Source organism: Pseudanabaena sp. FACHB-2040, from assembly GCF_014696715.1.
Lineage (GTDB): Bacteria > Cyanobacteriota > Cyanobacteriia > Phormidesmidales > Phormidesmidaceae > JACVSF01.
Genome location: NZ_JACJQO010000019.1, coordinates 289,655 through 306,256 on the forward strand (window position 1 = coordinate 289,655; position 16,602 = coordinate 306,256).

The window sequence follows — 16,602 nt, forward strand, 5'->3', positions numbered from 1 at the left end:
GCTCCTCTGGCCAACGACTGTACTGGAAATCTTATCCTGCAGAACTTACAGGATTGGCTGAAGCACCCCGAGTATGGCAGGAGAGCCTTACCCCAAACGGGTGAACTCCCAGACCGACAGGTTCTATAATTCATCCGGTAGGTACCCAGTTAGCGACCCCACTTGATTAATTCCTCGCTGCAGGCACCAAACTTCGGAACCCAAACCTCAGAACCGAAATCTCAGAACCTAAACTTCAGAACCTAAACTTCAGGCAATGGATATGCAGCAGCCTCGGGCAGGCTTAAGATTTGTCTCCTTATTCCGTCATCCTCAAAGCAGGCTTGCTTTGATTGGAACGCTTGTTTTAAGCATGACAGCTCCTGGCTTTTTGGGGATGGGCCAGGCAGGCGCGTTGGCCTCTACAGACTCCACCCAAATTGCCCAATCTACCCCGCCAGCCTCCTCCCCAGTGCCTCCTGACCGCATTGCCCGCCCTACCCTGCGGCTGGGGAGCCAAGGAGAAGTCGTCAATGAACTGCAGGCCATGCTCAAGCTCCTAGGCTTTTACCCAGACACGGTTACCGGCCAATTTCAGGAGTCTACGCAGGAAGCCGTCAAACAGTTTCAGGCTGCTGCTGGGTTAGCTCCAGACGGCATCGTTGGCTCAGCCACCTGGAGTCAGCTGTTTCCCACACCCCCTAGCGAAGCCAATCCGCCTACCGCAGCTACTCCCCCACCTGAAACAGCTACGGCAACCCCAGCGGCTCCAAGCCCTGCCTCCACACCGGCCCCTAGCACTAGTCCGGCCCCCAGCACTAACGAGGCAGCCCCAAGCAGTGCCCCTGCAGCAGCCCCAAGCTCGCCCCAACCAGCCCCAGCGGCTACCCCCTCTGATCGCCCCGTGCTGCGACCCGGTATGACAGGTCCGGCAGTCAACCGCTTACAGGAGAGATTGCGGGTCTTGGGTTTCTATCGAGGTGCGGTAGACGGTGTTTTTGGTACCCAGACTGAAAATGCTGTTAAACAGGCCCAGCGCCAATACAACCTGGAGCCAGACGGCATCGTCGGGCCAGCTACCTGGTCAGCTATCAATCCTTAAGGGAAACTAGCTCTAGAAAGAACCAGAATCACCAGCTTAATCTAGGGCCTGAAATCAGAAACGGGAGCAAGCGACTGCTTGCTCCCGTTTCTGGCTTGGTTGATCCAAAATTCGTAGTTTTTATAGGCTTTGGAATGCCTATTCCAAGCGTCCAGGGGTGGTGTATGCGGCCTGAACGAGCCAGCCTGGGACATCTTCAGACCAGTCAGCCAACGCAGTATCAGTCGGCACAGCAGTCTGCTCTACCCGAGGCATTTGATTGATGTAGACCAGATAGTTGCCCATCAAGAAGTAAACACCCATCATGGCCGCTGCCGAGGAGGCAACCAAAAACCCTGCTAGCATCAGGGAGAATTCTTGGCCTTCGATGGCCTGCTCCATTAGGCGCAGCGCCCAAGCCACCAGAGCAATCACGATTGCAAGGATGAGGAGCATCATATAGCAGGGAAAACCGTAACTTTTAGTGACTTGCTTTTTACATATTGTAACAGCCCTTCATAAAAGCGGCATCCTTATCCTGAATTATTTCACGTTATGGCCTGGCTGAGTTGAGTCCGTCATGCGTATGGTGACATCGCGTTTCTGCAGGTAAGCCTTGATTTCAGCCACTGACAGCTGCCCGTAGTGCAGCAACGAGGCGAGCAATGCCGCCTCTGCCCGGCCCTGAGTAATCGCCTCATAAATGTGTTCACAATTGCCAGCTCCACCTGAGGCGACAATGGGAACAGAGACTTGCTCGGCAATGGATCGGGTCAGATCGAGGTCATATCCAGCTTGGGTGCCATCAGCGTCCATACTGGTGACCAGCAGCTCTCCCGCTCCCCGCCGCACGATCTCTTGGGCCCACTGCACCGCGTCTAGGCCGGTGTTTTCCCGCCCACCTCGAACGTACACGTCCCAGCCGGGATTAGCCGGATCAAGGCGGCGACGGGCATCGATCGCAACCACAATACACTGGCTGCCAAAGCGATCGCTGGCCTGATTAATTAAATCTGGGTTGCGCACGGCACCGGAGTTGATGCTGACCTTATCAGCCCCTGCCCTTAACAATTTTTTAATGGTTTCTAAGGATTGAATACCGCCCCCCACTGTGAGAGGGATAAATACCTGCTCGGCTGTTTGGTAGACCACGTCGAAGATAATGTCACGATCTTCATGGGTTGCCGTGATGTCTAAAAAAACTAGCTCGTCTGCTCCCGCCTGGTTGTAGACCTGAGCCAGTTCGACTGGATCGCCAGCATCCTTGAGATCAACGAAGTTAATGCCTTTAACGACGCGTCCGGCTTTGACGTCAAGGCAGGGCAGAATTCTCTTGGCCAGCATAGGGATTTATAGCAGGGATGAGGGGATGGGGCGGAACCCTACCTGGGGGTTTGCCAAAACGGGCTCAGTCTCCAGGGCCTGGAGCTGAGAATAGCTCAGGGCTTCCGGTTTCAGAATAGACCAACTGGGGGCAAGAGGCTGATAAACTGTGGATTGGTTTTATTGATTTCTATTGCTGATTGGGAGCCCTAAGCGGAATGGGTCTAGAGATTGGACAAAAGGTCAAAGTTTCTCGTCTGCGTGATCGCGTTTCAGTAAATGTTGCTGGCTGCCTTGGCAAGAGCGGCGTAATTCGCCAATTTAAGATGGTCGATGGCAGCGGCGTTGGCGTTGTGGTGGAATTTGACAATAAATATGCCACCTGGTTCTTTGAAGATGAGCTCAGTCCGATGCAGTCTTAATAGATGCAGTCTTAAAGTTGTTAGTGAGCCGTCATGGCCTTAATTCTGACTTTTTTGGGCAGCGAGGGAACTGACCGGACGATCGCTGCGATCGCATCCGCGAAGCGCCTCGCTGCTGAAGGCAAGCGAGTTTTGCTAGCCTTTCAAGATCCCGGTCCTGCGCCCAGCCTACTGCTGGGCCAGCCGCTTTCTGCCGACCCCGCTAGCGCAGGCGAGAACTTACAGGCGGTGCAGTTTCTCACTGCTACCTTGCTAGAGCGCAGCTGGGACGAGGTCAAAACCCTAGAAGCCCAGTATCTGCGCACACCGCTGCTGAAATCGGTTTACAGCCAGGAGCTAGGCGTTTTGCCCGGCATGGACAGTGCCCTTGCGCTCAACAGCCTACGCCAGCTCGATAGCAGCGGCCAATATGACGCGATTGTCTACGACGGCAATGGAGATCTGACCACCCTGCGAATGCTGGGGATGCCGGAGGTGCTTGACTGGTATGTGCGCCGCTTCCGCGATGTCTTTCAGCAGTCTGACCTGGGCAGAGCCTTGGGTCCGTTTATTCCCCCCGTTGCGGCGACAGTGCTGGCAGTAGACTGGTCTGGCAATATTTTGGATCGCCCTACTGGGGAAATGCGCTCCATCCTAGAAGAGGGCAAAGCCGCTATTAACGATCCCTACCGGTTCATGGCCCTGCTGGTATCGAAGCCGGAGGAAACTGCGATCGCAACCAGCCGCTATCTCTGGGGTAGCGCCCAACAAGTTGGGCTGACCGTAGGCGGCGTGCTGATGATGGCAGAAAACCCAGCAGCTTATGAAGCAAGTTTTGCGCCCCTGTCGGTTTATGGCCTGCCGTCACTCTCTGGCTCCGTGCCCAATCAAGACTGGCAGCCCCTAATAGCCGCTCTCCCCGACCCTCAAGCGCTGGCAAAAGCCGCCCCTCGTTCGGTCACCATCGATGCCGCTGCCGGTACCGTCAGTCTTTTCCTGCCCAGCTTCGATAAGTCTCAGGTCAAGCTAATTCAGTCTGGGCCTGAGGTTACGATTGAAGCGGGTGATCAGCGTCGCAACCTGCTCCTGCCCCCGGCCCTCACAGGTCGTCCGGTTAAGGGGGCAAAGTTCCAGGATCAGTACTTGGTGCTCACCTTTGCATAAGCCCTGCTCCCTCTAAAATTTGGCTCCTTGCCCTTTACTGCCGTTCATCCAAAACCATGACTGAACAGCCTACGCATTCAGCCAATTCGCCCGACGCTCCTGCACCAGAGACCCCGCTCACTGCCCCCACTGAACAGGGCAGCGTTGCCCGACAGCTCTTGGGCATGAAAGGGGCTAAAGCTGGTGAGACCTCAATCTGGAAGATTCGGCTGCAGCTGATGAAGCCGATTACCTGGATTCCCCTGATTTGGGGTGTCGTGTGCGGGGCCGCCTCCTCCGGCAACTACCGCTGGACGCTGGAATATGTTCTGGTATCAGCTGCCTGTATGCTGCTCTCCGGTCCCCTGCTAACGGGCTACACTCAGACACTCAACGATTTCTATGACCGGGAAATCGATGCCATCAATGAGCCCTATCGGCCCATTCCCTCCGGAATCATTTCCATTCCCCAAGTAGTGAGCCAAATTTGGCTCTTGCTGCTGGCCGGAATTGGGGTTGCTTATGCCCTTGATCTCTGGGCTGGTCACACTTTCCCCACGATTACAGCCCTGGCTCTAGGCGGGTCTTTCCTGTCCTACATCTACTCGGCTCCGCCACTCAAGCTCAAGCAAAATGGCTGGCTGGGTAATTATGCCTTGGGGGCCAGCTATATCGCTTTGCCCTGGTGGGCCGGACACGCCCTATTCGGCGACCTCAACTGGACTGTGGCCATTCTCACCCTGATTTACAGCATGGCGGGTTTGGGCATTGCCGTTGTCAATGACTTTAAGAGCGTTGAAGGAGACCGGCAGCTGGGGCTAAAGTCCCTGCCGGTCATGTTTGGCATCACCACTGCCGCCTGGATCTGTGTGCTGATGATCGACATTTTCCAGGGCGGCATTGCGGCCTATTTGATGGGTATTCAGCAAAACCTCTATGCTGTTCTGCTGGTGCTGCTGATCATTCCGCAGATTACCTTTCAAGACATGTATTTCCTGCGCGACCCCCTAGGCAACGACGTCAAGTACCAGGCCAGCGCTCAGCCTTTTCTGGTGTTGGGAATGCTGGTAGCTGGGCTAGCCCTAGGCCATGCAGGCGTGTAAATTGGGCACTTTGTCGGGCGAGCCGAACATTTTTATAAAGAGAAGGCCAAGATTTTTGAGGCAGAGTAGAGTTGTGCGATCGCACGGTTGAAGAAATCCAAGAAACCCCATACAGTGCTCAATAGTCGATTTTGATCCCGGCTATTGTGGTACGGGGAAGCCTCGAAGGGGTGACCGGAATGCAGATAATTCCTCTGTCGTTGCTGGGGGGTAGATAGGAAAACGTGAAACGCCTGATGACCCGATTTCTTAAACCGTGGTGGGGAATCCCTGTTTCTGACTCCCCGGTCGCCGTTGATTATTCTCGAACGGCCGATCGAGACTCTACGCCAGGTCATAACCCTGCTGCCCGCCGCCGCCGTCGCAAGCAGGCCCCCTCGCCTCACCCCCGTCCACCGCTTCAGCGCAGGCCCCTCTTTTGGCTGGCCCTGCTGGTCAGTGCTGGCGTAGCTGGTGGAATCACGCGGGGGTATCGAGTCTGGGACTCGGTGTATACCAGCCTGCCCGATACCTCCAAAGCCCTGACCTTTGAGCGTAGCGGCACAATTACGTTGAGGTCAGCCGATGGCGCGATTCTGCAAAAAATTGGCCCAGCAGCTCAGGAAACCCTGACCTACGAAGACCTGCCAGAGTATCTAGTAGAAGCCTTTATTGCCTCAGAAGATCGCCGCTTCTACGAGCACAACGGCATCGACTACCGGGGAATTGGTCGGGCAGTCTTGTCTAACCTGCAGCGGCGAGACGTCGTTGAAGGAGCCAGCACCATTACCCAGCAGTTGGCCCGCATTGTTTTCTTAGACCAAGAGCGCACCCTGGAGCGCAAGCTGCGAGAGGCCATCGTCGCCACCCGACTAGAAAAAGACCTCACCAAAGAGCAAATCATTGAGCGCTATCTCGGCCTGGTCTATTTGGGCGGGGGTGCTTATGGTGTGGCCGACGCTGCCTGGATTTACTTTGGTAAAGCCGCCCAAGATCTGACTCTGGCAGAATCAGCGCTAATCGCGGGCATGGCCCCAGCGCCCAGCGTTTATTCCCCCCTAGTCAACCCTGAAGCTGCTCGGATTCAGAGAGACCGGGTAATTGAGCGAATGCTGACCGTTGGTGTCATTAGCCAGAGTGAGGCCGAAGCCGCCTGGTCTACCGAAATCAGCACCAAGCCTAAGGAACCCAAGTTTCTCTACAGCGAGTTTCCTTACTTCACCATTTACGTTCAGAAGCAGCTGGCTGAGATTCTCACCCCAGATCAGATGGAAGCGGGCGGACTCGTCGTTGAAACTACGCTTAACGTAGCTTGGCAGCGAGAAGCCGAAGAGGCTGTTGAAGAAGCCATTGCCATGGGCCAGCGGCAGCGCTATGAACAGGCAGCCTTGGTCGCAGTTGACCCGCGCAATGGCGAGATTAAAGCCATGGTGGGGGGCAACGACTTTAACGAAAGTCAGTTTAACCGGGTAACTCAGGCTCAGCGCCAGCCCGGATCAACCTTCAAAACTTTTGTTTATACCACTGCGATCGCAGCTGGGTTTTCCCCCTACAAAGGCTACGTAGACGCTAAATACGTCATCGACGGCTACGAACCCAAAAACTATGGCGACAGGTTTAGCGGCAGTGTTGATTTGCTTAAGGCACTGCAGTCCTCCATCAACATCGTTGCGGTTAAAGTGCTGGTCGATGTGGGGTTTGAGCCAGTCATCGAAATGGCTAAGGGCATGGGCATTCAGTCTAGCCTGATCGATGCCTACTCCCTGGCTCTAGGCTCATCTGAGGTCAACCTACTGGAGCTAACCAGCGCCTACGGCACTCTGGCAAACCAGGGTAAGCATGTCCCCGTTCACGGCATTCGCCGGGTGCTCAACAGCCAGGGGGAAGTGCTGTACCAGGTGAAAAATGGTCCGGTTCAAGCCGTCGATGCCGATACCGCCGCCATCATGACTTGGATGCTGGAAGGGGTTGTCCAAGGGGGGACCGGCAGCAATGCGGCGATTGGCCGCCCAGTAGCAGGCAAAACCGGAACCTCAGAAAGAAACCGAGACCTCTGGTTTGTGGGCTACATCCCCCAGCTAGTCACCGGGGTGTGGTTAGGAAATGATGACAGCACCCCGACCTGGGGAGCCAGCAGTTCCGCTGCCTACGTCTGGCGCGTGTTTATGAGGGAACTGCTGGATGACATTCCTGAAGAGGGCTTCCCTGAGCGCCCCTCCCTTAATAATCGGGAAGGCACCATTGAGGCCAAACCTGTCAAACCCGGTAAAGTCGTTGCGGCTGGAGCCGGTGAGTCTGGTTCAGAGTCCCGCCGGAGATCTTCAGAAGAGTCATCTGATGAGGCTCCACCTGCTTCATCGAGACGTTCGGAGCGGTCAGAGCGGTCAGAGCGGTCAGAGCCAGAACCTGAGGAAGCGCCAGCCCCCGCCCGTGAACGTGAGCAGCCTGCTCCTCGGTCCTCTGGCGGCGGCGGCAACGGCAGTGGTAGCGGCAACAGCAATCCTCCGGCCCCCCGCGAGGCAACTCCTGCAGCTGCCGAACCACCAGCCGCCAGCCCTCCCCCGGCACCGGCAGCACCGGCGGCCCCACCTCCACCCCCACCCATTGAGGCACCTCCTCCGGCACCTCTACCGGCTCCAGTCGCGCCGGCTCCAGCACCACCACCGCTAGCTGCCCCAACCGAATCTGGGGAAGCGGAGTGAGCAGTCCCAAAATCTGTTATTTCGGAAAGAAACCTTAGATTCTTCTATAATCGTTTAAGGTTCAGCTCGGAGTAACAGATTACATGGTGCTACTGTTAGGTGCTGCAGCAGAGAGCGGCCTGCCACTGTCATTCGTTTTGGTTTACGCGGTTGGCTTTATCGCAGCCGTTGGCATTGGCTCAATCGCCTGGTACAACTCCAGACGTCCTCCAGGTTGGGAAGATAAGAATCGGCCTGACTTTGTACCCAAAGTCAGCAGCCCTGATCAGAAAGATTGATTGCTAATTGCTTCTTAAGCGGCGCTACTCGATCAGCGCGTAGCAAACGGACAAAAACAAACGAAACAGGCAGGAAGCGCGCTTCCTGCCTGTTTTATTAAGGCCAACTCATTTGGGCTATAGCTGCAACCCCTGACCGAGCCTATTTGGCCTGAGTATTGCGATCGCTCCGATAGCGAATATATTCAGAAGTTGCCGCAATCAGGCCGGAGCCTAAAATCAGGACGACGCTCAGCGCATTGATGTCGGGTTTGACCCCGGTGCGAACCCGACTAAAGATCTCCAGCGGGAGGGGATTGGCTCCGCCGCCCGCAGTAAAGCTCGAAATCAGCAGATCATCCATGCTGAGGACAAAAGCCAGCAGGCAGCCTGAGATAATGCCTGGGGCTAGCTGGGGAATTAGTACCTTGATCAGGGCTTGAAAGGGAGTTGCCCCCAAATCCAGGGCTGCTTCTTCCAAGTTGGGGTCAAGGCCCAGCAGACGGCTGGACACAACCACCGCAATGTAGGCCAGACAAAAGACCATATGAGCCGCAATAATCGTCCAAATGCTGAGGGGCACTGCCACAGAGGCCAGAAAGACCAGAGTGGCCACTGCGATCGCAATATCTGGCACAATCAGCGGTAGGTAGGAAATGCCCCGATAGAGGGACTTGCCTGGAAAGCGGTACTTGGCTAGGCCAATCGCCATCAGCGTGCCCAACACTGCTGAAATGCCCACCGCACAAAAAGCTACAAACAGGCTGTCCTGCAGCGCTGCAAAAATGCGGGCATCGCTAAACAAAGTTTGGTACCAGCGCAGGCTAAACCCCTCCCAGCCGGCACTGTAGCGCGACTCATTGAAGCTGTAGAGAGCCAGTACCCCAATAGGCAGGTACATAAACACAAACATCAAAGCCGTAAATAGGCTTTGCCAGGAAACCTGCAGTCGTGGACGCAATGAGAAACCTGCCATGATCATTTGCTCAAAGAAATCATTCAAGACCGGCTACTGATGAGTCTCAGACACTGAAGACCGATCGCCGTAGCGCAGCAGCAGTGCGATCGCCAAGCTAACTGCCAAAATCAGCACCATACTCAAGGCCGAACCAAACCCCCAGTTGCGGGTTGGCCCCAAAAACTGGTTGTAGATCAGCCGAGCCACGTTCATTGAAGACGCGCCGCCCAAGAGGGTAGGCACCACAAAATCGCCCAAGCTAGTGATAAAGACCAGCAGGGAGCCAGCGGCAATACCGGGCAGAGTCTGAGGAATGGTCACCCGCCAAAATGCCTGCGGTGGCGTTGCGCCTAAATCAGAAGCCGCCTCTAACAGCCTCACATCTAGCTTTTCTAGCGAAGCATAGAGAATAAGCACCATATAGGGCAAAAAGCTGTAGCTAAGCCCAATAAAAACAGAAACCGACGTGTTCAGCCATTGCTGTGTCGGTAGCCCCAGCGAACCCAGGATTAGGTTTAATAACCCCGTAGGCCGCAAAATCGTAATCCAGGCGTAGGCCCGCAGCAGAGAAGAAGTCCATAGTGGCAGAACAAATGCCACCAGCAAGAGGTTGCGCCAGCGTTTGGGGGCCATGAGGGCAATCCAGTAGGCTACCGGAAAGCCCAGAGCCAAACAAATGACGGTTGAGCCAACGGCAAAGAAGAGAGAGCGGCCCATCACGGTTAGATAGACCGGCTCAAAAATCTGAAGATAATTGCCCAAACCATAGGCCCCGGTCGCTTGGCCCGGTCGCAACCCCGGTACCAGGCTGATGTCTGAAATGAGCAGGGTCGGAATGACCAGAAACAGCACCAGCCAGAGGCCAGCTGGGCTTAAAAAAGCCAGCGGTCTCAGCAGACCAAGCAGCCACTGCCGCCAGTTAATTCGGCCCAGATTGCCTTGGAGCCAATCGGATCGGGTTGAAGTCGGGTTGGCCATAGCACTGGGCTAAATAGAATGGGTAGAAACGCATATCCTCGAACAGTTTACCCAGAGTTGAGAGCAGTAGGCACCCAGCTGCTCAAACTCCAGCTAAAGTACTCGATCCAGTCTCAGGTCGCTGCCAGAAGGGTCCAACCAGAAGGGCTAAGAGCCCGCTTAGGAACTAGTTACCTCAGTCCAATAGCGGTCGTATAAATCAGCGACATCGCCAAGAGGCGCAATGCCCTCGCACTTAGCCAAGGTAGCGTCGGTCGGAAACAGGTCCTGATTGCTCTTTAGCTCATCGGGCAGCAGATCAAAGGCAGCGCCATTGGGCGTCGCAAAGGAGAGACGCTCCACGGCATCCTTAGAAATTTCCGGCTGCAGGATGAAGTTGATCCAGGCGTAGGCGGCATCAGCATTAGGAGCATCGGCAGGAATAACCATGGCGTCAGTCCAGACCGATGAGCCGCTAGCCGGGACAATGTACTCCATGCGCTCGTCTTCTAGGGTGGCTGCGATCGCATCTACCGAGTAGCTCATGACTACAGACAGGTCGCCCCCCAAAAGCTGCTCCTCAAAGCCAAAAGACCTAAATGCAGCCAGATGCGGCTTAATCTCCAGCAATCGCTGGTAGGCTTCCTCAAGCTGCTGCGGATCGGTCGAATTATAGGAGTAACCTAGGGACTTCAAGACTGCTCCCATTGTTTCTCGCACGTCATCGAGCAGCGTTATGCGGCGCGACAGCGACTCTTTGTTGTCCCATAGATAGCTCCAGTCTTCGACGCTGCCCGTCACCAGCTCCCGGTTATACAGCAGGCCAGTTGTCCCCCAGCTATAGGGAACGCTGTGGGCATTGCCGGGGTCGTAAACCGGATCGGTCCACTGATCTAGCAGGTTTTCTTTACCCTTAATCCGCGACTGATCTAGCTCCGTCAGCAGATCCATCTCCAGCATCTGAGCCACCATGTAGTCGGAGGGGTAAAGAATGCTGTAGGCATTACCTCCCCCCGCCTGCAGCTTGGCCAGCATAGTCTCATTGGAGTCATAGATATCAACGACCGCTCTAATGCCCGTTTCTTCAGTAAATCGGGCCGTTAGCTCATCATCGACATAGTCTGCCCAGGTATAAATGTTGAGAGTGCCCGTACCACCAGCCCCACCCCCGGCTGCAGAGGCATTAGTTGAGTCTGTGCCTGTTTGCACCTCAGCTAAGTTTTGCCGGCAGTTAGACAGCGTCACCCCGGCCAAGGCTGCTGCCGACCCCTGAAGAAATCGCCGCCGAGTCGCCGAAAAAGCCCGTTGCTTTGAGAATGGAGTTGAAATAAGCGGCCGCTTACGTGGCATGGATATCCCCCAACTATGCGAATACAACAGAAACGCTCACCATTGAAGCGGATCTAGCTGCATCAAGCCGTATCGAGCTATGCCATCTCTAAAACCAGGCAATCTTTGGGCCGCCAGTAAGCGTAGACAGTAGTCTGAGGTACCATCATGCTGCCAGCCCGGTTTGGCTGCAGCACTGTCAGCTGTTCTCCTGTTTGAAGCTGCACCATACAGTGAATATGGGTGCCCAAATACATTACATGGCTGACCTCACCGACAAAGCAGTTTTGGCTCTCGTCAGGGGGTGTCAGGCTCAGGTGAATCTTTTCGGGTCGAATGCTAATGACCGCTGTTTTAGAGGCCACTACCTCAAAGTCTGGGGGGTCTACCAACAGCTTCAAGCCGCTCTGAGTAGTCACCTGCACCGACGACTCTAACGGCTCAAGCTGTCCCTCTATCAGGTTAGTATCGCCAATAAAGTCAGCGACAAACGGGGTTTGAGGAGAGTCATAAATTTCGCTAGGCGTGCCGACCTGCTCAATTTGGCCCGCATTCATTACCGCGATTCGGTCGGAGAGAGATAGAGCCTCTTCCTGGTCGTGGGTCACCATGATGAAGGTAATGCCCAGCTTACGATGCAGGTTTGAAAGCTCTACCTGCATCTGCTTGCGCAGCTTCAGATCGAGGGCTCCTAAGGGCTCATCGAGAAGCATCACAGCCGGACGATTGACCAGTGCCCGAGCCAGCGCTACCCGCTGCTGCTGTCCACCTGAGAGCTGGGTCGGCGACCGCTTGGCAAAAGCCTCCATTTGCACCAGCCGCAGCGCCTCAGCCACTCGCTCATGAACCTGAGACTTAGAAAGCCGTTTTATGCGCAGGCCGAAGGCAATGTTGTCCCACACTGTCATGTGGCCGAACAGGGCGTAGCTCTGAAAAACTGTGTTTACAGGCCGACGGTAGGACGGCACATGGCTCATGTCGCGCCCCTGAATGATCACCTCTCCAGTTGAAGGCGCTTCAAATCCGGCTATTAATCGCAGGGTCGTCGTCTTCCCGCAGCCAGAGGGGCCCAAAATGCTGAAGAATTCTCCCTGGCGAATCTCCAAATCAATGCCGCGAACGGCGGGCTCTCCTCCGTAGATCTTAAATACCTGACGCAGCTCAACGTCCAGCGAGGCATTTGTTTGACCCGTGGGTGGACGTGAAACAGTGGTTTGAGACATGGCGGCGGTTCCCTAATCGATCATGCCAACGCAAACCGTTGGAGTCTCTGCTAACAAGCCAGGGCAATAGGTCAGTGAACGCGCCCATTCCCAAGGTTGCCTTTAATTGTATGCACGGACAGCCATCAATCCAAGGACGTCGCTCAAAAAGCATGGGAAAGACAGCGTGGGAGCATTTAGTATTCTTTAACGGACTTATAGGGCCAGTAAAGTATCTGTCGCAACAAAATCATCGACCCCAGCTAAGTCTGCCCTTGACCGTCACGGTTGCACTCTAGAAAATTACCCACTTCCCCTTGTGCCATAACAGGGGCTGCCACCCCACTAGCGACGACACCCTAACCAGTCTTGTATAATCATCGGTTGCTGCCCATTGTTCGCGGCCGGGTTTGCCGTGTTTGTCTATGGCTCTGCTTCAAAACCTGCCTCAGATCTCCGATCCCTTTAAGGGTCGCACCGTTGGCAAACGCTACCAGGCTGTTTTTCTAATGCTGTTGACCAGCACGGTGCTAGTGGGAGCCTTTGGCAGCCGCCTGGCTCAGCTGCAGCTAGTTGAGGGCGATCGCAACCGCCAGTTGGCAGAAAACAATCGTATCCGGCTGGTGCCGAAGCGCCCGGCCCGAGGGGCGCTGCTAGATCGCAACGGTAAGATTTTGGCTGGTAGCCGTCTGTCTCACTCAATTTCTATTTGGCCAATTGCCCTGCCTAAGTCAGAGTGGCCCACGGTAACTAGTCGCCTGTCGAGCATTCTCAATATTCCTGAAGACGAAATTCGAGGGCGATTGGAGCAGGCGGGCTACGAGTCAATTGAGTCGATTACAATTGCTCGCGGCATCAGCCCGGCTCAGGCTACGGCGCTAGCCGAGTACGGCGACGAGCTTAAAGGCGTGCGGCTGGAGGCAGAAGCTGTTCGGAACTACCCGCATGGCGATTTGGCGGCCCACATTCTGGGCTACACGGGAGAGCTAACCGATGACCAGTTTAAGGCCCGTGACGGGCAGGGCTATCGTCTCGGGGATGTGGTAGGCCAGATGGGCGCTGAAGCGGCTTTTGAGTCGCAGCTGCGGGGCGAGTGGGGCGGGCAACAGGTAGAAGTTGACAGCGCTGGCCGAGTGCTGCGGATTTTAGGAGACAAACCGGCTAAGTCAGGTAACGACGTGCAGCTCACCCTTGATCTGGAGCTGCAGAAAGCCGCCGAAGCCGCTCTGGGCGAGCGCACTGGGGCCATTGTGGTGATGGACCCCAATAACGGCGCAATTTTGGCGATGGCTAGCCGCCCCACCTTTGACCCCAATATTTTCTCTACCCGAATCACCGAAGATCAATGGGCGCAGCTGCAGGGCGAAACCCATCCCTTTTTGAATCGGGCGCTGCAGGGCTTCCCCCCAGCCAGTACCTTTAAGATTGTGACTACGGCTGCTGCGTTGGAGTCGGGCAGTTTTTCGCCCAATACGGTGCTGTCAACCTTTCCCTACATCACTGTCGGCGGCATTCAGTTTTGGGACTGGAACAACGCAGGGTTTGGGCCGCTCGGCTTTACTGGCGCAATGGCCATGAGTAGCGACACGTTTTTCTATCAGGTGGCAATGCGAATGAAGGAAAAACCCCTGATTGAAATGACCCGCCGCTTTGGCTTTGGCAAGATGACCGGCATCGAAATTCCGAATGAGGAGAGCCCCGGCCTGGTGCCGGATGATGCCTGGAAGCAGAAAAACTTGGGTGAAGAATGGACGCTAGGCGACACGATTAACATGTCTATCGGCCAGGGTTTTTTGCAGACAACGCCGCTGCAGGTGGCCGTTATGTTTGCGATCGCAGCTAACGGGGGCTATCAGGTCAAACCCCACATGCTCAGAGACAACGAAGAAACTAAAAACTGGCAAGAGTCAATCAACCTTAGCAGCGTAACCATTGACATCCTGCAGCGTGGGCTTCGGGAAGTTATTAGCAACGGCACCGCTAAGGCGCTCAACGACCCTAGCATTCCACCTGTAGCAGGCAAGACCGGAACAGCCGAAGCTCCCCCCTATCAATCCCATACCTGGTTTGGAGCCTACGCTCCTGCCGACAAACCAGAGATCGTCGTGGTCTCCTTTGGAGAACACTCGGGCGGGGGCGGTGGTTCAATCGCTGCGCCTATGGCTAAGAAGGTATTAGACGTTTACTTCAAAAAGCCTCAGGCTGAGCAAACGCCTACAGCGACGAGTACGCCCTCAGACTAATTGAGCCTCTGAGGATGTAACCCTACCGAATACCAACGAGCCGATTAGATAGACTGTCGGGGCTAGCCAATTAGGACTAGATGTCCTTATCAGTCTGCCGATCAGAGCTGCCGTCTTCCGAATCAGACGAGTCGAAGAGAGCATCGAGCTGTTCGCGGGCATCTCTAACGGAAATTGAACGCATGACCAGCAGAGGTTCCCGGATCATGTTGCCCTGATCATCAAGCAGTTCTGGGTGAGGCACCGGACGCGCAGACAGGCCGGAGCGAATCCCCCCGCCTGCAGCGTTACCCTGCCCCGGACGACGAGCATCGGAACCTAGCAAAATCAAGTTGCGAATGAGGTTGCCGATCGCTAGAAAGGCCAGGACAGCAAACGCAACGATGTAAAGGAAGTGCCACATATTTTCTGATCTCCCCAAGCAGATCTGGCCTGAAATAACCTGGACCTCAAACAAGCAGCAGGTCCATAAACTGAGAAAGCGCGGTAAACCGCTTAACTTACTTAACTAAATGTACTCCTGGTCACAGCTGGGAAGCTACCTTCCGAAGCTATAGAGTCGTTGCCAAGAGTGGGATAAGTGTTCTAAAAGGTGCAGCCTGGCTGTAATCTTCTCTATTGTGCCAAATTATAGGCTGCCGGATACAGCTGTGATCCCCAAGTGATGTGCGATCGCTCAACCGTTAGCTGCATTTTCCTGGCGCAGCCGCCTCGACACCGCCCAACACTCTGCCACTAAGCTATGCCAGGTGAGCACCTGAGACGCTTCTACACCAACCTGGCTATTGGTTGCCCGAAGCAGCATTTGGGCTGTTTGAGCTTCAGCCAGAGCGGTCTTGACTCGATGGGCCAGCTGGGTTTGCTGCTCCGGGGACAAGAAAGAAATGGGCTTGGATTCCAAAAGATTGAGGGACTGCTGAAACCACTCTTGAAAGTCCTCTAGCAAGGGCTTGAGTACAGCTGTCAGGAGTTCAGCAGAGTCAGAATGGTCAGGCATGACGCAGGGGGCACCGGCTAAATAATTTGAGGGAAGCACTCAGCCTTTGGAGCAGACTGACTTCTCACCTTTACCCGTAATTGTAGCTTGGCTTTACATTGCTTAACGTCCCTCTCAGGATTCAGACGGCTCTTCCCTAAAGCTACTCAACGGCTGCCAGCCTGCCTGCCAGAGCGTGCGGTTCTTCAGCTGCCGGGCATTAATCCAAAACCGTACAGTGGGGTCACAGGAAGAAACGATTTCAGCAAAGACCCAGCGGCCTTCGTTTTTGCGGTTGACGACCTCGAAGTGCCGCCATCCTTCGACTTTGTGCTGAGCAGTCCACTTTGAGCCCAGCAGGTGGGGAAACTTTTGTTTTTTAGTCATGACTTCACTGCAGACGCTTTTTGAGCCAGCGCAGGTGAGCCGCTCGGCTGGAGATAAAGGCCCGCTTTTCGGTTAGATGGACGTAGATTTTGCCGGAGAAGAGCTGCCGCAGTACGGGCCGTTGGTAAACTCTAATCTCGTCGTCGCTGGCGTCAGGATTTTGGCTATAGCCTTTCTCGTCAAGCACCTGCTGAAATTCTCGCAAAAAAGTTTTGCGGCTGGTGAAGGGGATCTCTAGGACTTTGCCTTGGTTAAAATAGGTGCCGACCAATCCGCCAACAATGCCAAAGAGCAGACCAAATTGATTGGGGATGCCGGTATCTAGACCCACGCCCAGAATTTTGACGGCTAGAAAGGTAGTCACCAAAGCGGTTCCAGAAAAGTAGTAGAGAAAAGTCGGTACAAATCCTGGACCTTTGGGGACAACAACTTCGTCGCTAGAGAGGGTTAATTTTTCAAGATCGGGGGTTGGCTGGTTGGACATAGGGCGTGGCATACTGTGCTTTTCCCATCATCTGGCAAGATCCTGCGTTTGCAAACGGATCCTGTGTAGGAGCGCTCCGTTGATCAGCAGTCTGCCAA

17 protein-coding genes are annotated in these 16,602 nt (G+C 55.0%); 7 read left to right on the forward strand and 10 right to left on the reverse strand.

What is annotated here, in order from left to right:
• Positions 1 to 352 precede the first annotated feature (352 nt).
• Positions 353 to 1,081 carry a peptidoglycan-binding protein gene (locus H6G13_RS29245; RefSeq protein WP_199306495.1) on the forward strand — a complete coding sequence of 243 codons (729 nt, stop codon included), beginning with the start codon at positions 353 to 355 and terminating at the stop codon, positions 1,079 to 1,081.
• Between the two features lie 138 nt (positions 1,082 to 1,219).
• Here the strand turns inward: H6G13_RS29245 and H6G13_RS21510 are convergent, their stop codons facing one another.
• The gene (locus H6G13_RS21510; RefSeq protein ID WP_190486637.1) at positions 1,220 to 1,519 is read right to left on the reverse strand and encodes a hypothetical protein; all 300 of its coding nucleotides are present in this window, start codon (positions 1,517 to 1,519) and stop codon (positions 1,220 to 1,222) included.
• A gap of 84 nt (positions 1,520 to 1,603) precedes the next feature.
• Entirely contained in the window at positions 1,604 to 2,404 is an 801-nt protein-coding gene (gene hisF, locus H6G13_RS21515) for an imidazole glycerol phosphate synthase subunit HisF (protein WP_190486639.1), read from the reverse strand.
• A 197-nt stretch (positions 2,405 to 2,601) separates the two neighbouring features.
• Here hisF and H6G13_RS21520 point away from each other — a divergent pair, with 197 nt between their 5' ends.
• From H6G13_RS21520 to H6G13_RS21540, 5 genes are all read left to right on the forward strand, one after another.
• Positions 2,602 to 2,805, forward strand: coding sequence for a cytochrome b6f subunit family protein (locus H6G13_RS21520; protein WP_190486642.1), 204 nt, complete (start codon positions 2,602 to 2,604; stop codon positions 2,803 to 2,805).
• A 33-nt stretch (positions 2,806 to 2,838) separates the two neighbouring features.
• Entirely contained in the window at positions 2,839 to 3,948 is a 1,110-nt protein-coding gene (locus H6G13_RS21525; protein WP_190486644.1) for an ArsA family ATPase, read from the forward strand.
• 56 nt (positions 3,949 to 4,004) lie between these two features.
• Complete coding sequence (gene chlG, locus H6G13_RS21530) at positions 4,005 to 5,030, forward strand: chlorophyll synthase ChlG (protein ID WP_190486646.1); 1,026 nt, start codon at positions 4,005 to 4,007, stop codon at positions 5,028 to 5,030.
• A gap of 236 nt (positions 5,031 to 5,266) precedes the next feature.
• Positions 5,267 to 7,711 (forward strand): PBP1A family penicillin-binding protein, encoded by a 2,445-nt coding sequence (locus H6G13_RS21535; RefSeq protein ID WP_190486648.1) that lies wholly within the window; start codon positions 5,267 to 5,269, stop codon positions 7,709 to 7,711.
• An 83-nt stretch (positions 7,712 to 7,794) separates the two neighbouring features.
• Positions 7,795 to 7,989 (forward strand): hypothetical protein, encoded by a 195-nt coding sequence (locus H6G13_RS21540; protein ID WP_190486650.1) that lies wholly within the window; start codon positions 7,795 to 7,797, stop codon positions 7,987 to 7,989.
• Positions 7,990 to 8,131: 142 nt separating this feature from the next.
• Here H6G13_RS21540 and H6G13_RS21545 read toward each other — a convergent pair whose 3' ends face one another.
• From H6G13_RS21545 to H6G13_RS21560, 4 genes are all read right to left on the reverse strand, one after another.
• Entirely contained in the window at positions 8,132 to 8,944 is an 813-nt protein-coding gene (locus tag H6G13_RS21545) for an ABC transporter permease (protein WP_190486652.1), read from the reverse strand.
• 33 nt (positions 8,945 to 8,977) lie between these two features.
• On the reverse strand, positions 8,978 to 9,904 hold the full coding sequence (locus H6G13_RS21550; RefSeq protein ID WP_190486653.1) for an ABC transporter permease: 927 nt from the start codon (positions 9,902 to 9,904) through the stop codon (positions 8,978 to 8,980).
• Between the two features lie 159 nt (positions 9,905 to 10,063).
• On the reverse strand, positions 10,064 to 11,233 hold the full coding sequence (locus H6G13_RS21555; RefSeq protein WP_190486655.1) for a spermidine/putrescine ABC transporter substrate-binding protein: 1,170 nt from the start codon (positions 11,231 to 11,233) through the stop codon (positions 10,064 to 10,066).
• 77 nt (positions 11,234 to 11,310) lie between these two features.
• A complete protein-coding gene (locus H6G13_RS21560; protein WP_190486657.1) occupies positions 11,311 to 12,435 on the reverse strand; it encodes an ABC transporter ATP-binding protein in 1,125 nt (374 codons plus the stop codon).
• 404 nt (positions 12,436 to 12,839) lie between these two features.
• Between H6G13_RS21560 and mrdA the strand changes: the two genes are divergently transcribed.
• Positions 12,840 to 14,657, forward strand: a complete 1,818-nt coding sequence (gene mrdA / locus H6G13_RS21565; protein ID WP_190486659.1) for a penicillin-binding protein 2 — start codon at positions 12,840 to 12,842, stop codon at positions 14,655 to 14,657.
• 76 nt (positions 14,658 to 14,733) lie between these two features.
• Here the strand turns inward: mrdA and H6G13_RS21570 are convergent, their stop codons facing one another.
• The 4 genes from H6G13_RS21570 to H6G13_RS21585 all read right to left on the reverse strand — a co-directional run bounded on the left by H6G13_RS21570 (position 14,734) and on the right by H6G13_RS21585 (position 16,504).
• Positions 14,734 to 15,060 carry a DUF2973 domain-containing protein gene (locus tag H6G13_RS21570; RefSeq protein ID WP_190486661.1) on the reverse strand — a complete coding sequence of 109 codons (327 nt, stop codon included), beginning with the start codon at positions 15,058 to 15,060 and terminating at the stop codon, positions 14,734 to 14,736.
• Between the two features lie 273 nt (positions 15,061 to 15,333).
• Positions 15,334 to 15,654, reverse strand: coding sequence for a DUF2605 domain-containing protein (locus tag H6G13_RS21575; protein WP_190486663.1), 321 nt, complete (start codon positions 15,652 to 15,654; stop codon positions 15,334 to 15,336).
• 114 nt (positions 15,655 to 15,768) lie between these two features.
• Positions 15,769 to 16,020 carry a TIGR02450 family Trp-rich protein gene (locus tag H6G13_RS21580; RefSeq protein WP_190486664.1) on the reverse strand — a complete coding sequence of 84 codons (252 nt, stop codon included), beginning with the start codon at positions 16,018 to 16,020 and terminating at the stop codon, positions 15,769 to 15,771.
• Between the two features lie 4 nt (positions 16,021 to 16,024).
• Positions 16,025 to 16,504, reverse strand: a complete 480-nt coding sequence (locus H6G13_RS21585) for a hypothetical protein (RefSeq protein WP_190486667.1) — start codon at positions 16,502 to 16,504, stop codon at positions 16,025 to 16,027.
• Positions 16,505 to 16,602: the final 98 nt, after the last annotated feature.